The organism is Pseudoxanthomonas sp. J35 (assembly GCF_000513995.1).
Lineage (GTDB): Bacteria > Pseudomonadota > Gammaproteobacteria > Xanthomonadales > Xanthomonadaceae > Pseudoxanthomonas.
Window position 1 is genome coordinate 1 of the sequence record NZ_AZVB01000036.1, and the last position, 1755, is coordinate 1755.

At 72.7% G+C, this 1755-nt stretch carries 1 protein-coding gene and 1 pseudogene; both read left to right on the forward strand.

Annotated elements, in window-relative coordinates; translation table 11 throughout:
* Positions 1–259: pseudogene (locus PSEJ35_RS17530) on the forward strand (methyl-accepting chemotaxis protein); the annotation flags it as partial.
* A gap of 147 nt (positions 260–406) precedes the next feature.
* The coding region (locus PSEJ35_RS0113760; protein WP_028918279.1) for a cache domain-containing protein at positions 407–1755 on the forward strand (1349 nt) is incomplete at its 3' end.

The following is a 1755-nucleotide window of genomic DNA, read 5'->3' on the forward strand; positions in this document are numbered from 1 at the left end:
GGACGAGACCACCCAGCAGAACGCCGCCCTCGTGGAAGAAGCCTCCGCCGCCGCGCGCGCCATGGAGGAACAGGCCGCTGGCCTGGCACAGGCCAGCGCCGTGTTCCAGACCGGACAGGATCGCGGCGAGGCGGCACCGCTCGCCGCCGCTCCCGCCGCCGTCCCCCTGCCCGTGCGCCGGCCCCGCAGCGGCCCGGCCCGGCGCGAAGACGGCGCCCTGGCCACGGTGATCGACGAGGCCGACTGGGCCGAGTTCTGACGCCGCCCCCTGCGGCCTCACCGCCAGTCCCGGCCGCCGCGCCGGGGCTGGCCTTCTCTGGCGATCGGTCCGCCGGCACGGCGCGACCGCACGGGGTCCGCCACCGGCCGACGACCCTCCGCCCCTACGAGCCGCCGTCACGGATCCATGAACCGCACAAGCCTCTCCTTCCGCTTCCTTTCCCACTTGCCGATGAAGCGCAAGTTCCTGCTGCAGACCCTGCTGGTCGCGGCCGGGATCGTCGCTCTGGCGGTGGTCGCCGCGCGCATCCAGTACCTGGACCTCAACGCCACCCGGCAGGCGAGCCTGCGCGCCCAGACGGAAATGGCGCTGAGCGTGGTCGAGGGCCTGGCCGAGCGCGTGCGCGCCGGCGAGATGGACCTGGCCACAGCCCAGGCGTCGGCACTGGAAACGCTGGAGTCGATGCAGGCCAACCAGGGCGTGGACTATTTCTTCGTCACCGATCAGGCCCCGAACATGCTGATGCACCCCACCCGCCCGGACCTGGTCGGCAAGCCGGTGGCCGATGTGCTGAGCCCGGACGGCAAGCGCATCTTCCCGGAGTTCGTGCGCGCGGCCCAGACCGGCGGCGGCTTCGTCGACTACGCCTGGGCCAAGGCCGGCGCCGAGGAGCCGGTGAGCAAGACCTCGTACGCGACCCTGTACACGCCCTGGGGCTGGGTGATCGGCACCGGCGTCTACCTGGACGACACCCAGGCGCAGGCGCTGCAGTTCACCGCGATCATGACCCTGGCCGGGGGCGTGGTGGTGCTGTTCAACCTGGGCATGGGCTGGCTGATCGGCGGCTCGGTGCTCGAGTCGGTGGGGCGGGCGCTGGCCGCGGTCAGGGGCGTGGCGCGCGGCGACCTGGGCGTGCGCACCGGCGAGCACGGGCGCGACGAAGTGGGCCAGATGCTCGCGGCCACCGACGAGATGGTGCACATGCTCGAGCGGTTCTCGCAGGAGACCCGGCGCATGATCGCCCAGCACGCCGGGCCGGACATCGGCCATCGCATGCCCGAGGACTTCCCCGGCGTCTACGGCGAGCTGGCCGCCGGCATCAACACCATGATGTTCGAGCACCTGGACGCGATCGCCGATGCGGTCGACGTGCTGCGGCAATACGCCGAGGGCGACCTGTCGCGCGACGCGCGGCGCCTGCCGGGCACGCGGGCGGTGCTGCACCAGGCCATGGATGCGGCCAAGGCCAGCCTGCAGGCCATCAACGGCGAGATCAAGCGCCTCGCGCGCGCGGCGGCGGCCGGCGACTTCTCCGCGCGCGGCGACGAGGCGGCCTACCGGCACGATTTCCGCGCCATGGTCCAGGGCCTGAACGCGATGATGGCCACCAGCGACCGCAACCTGGATGCGCTGTCCGGCCTGCTGCGCGTGGTGGCCGAGGGCGACCTGACGGTGCGGATGGAGGGCGAGTTCCACGGAGTGTTCGCGCGCATGCGCGACGACGCCAACGCCACCGTGGCCCAGCTCACCGCCAT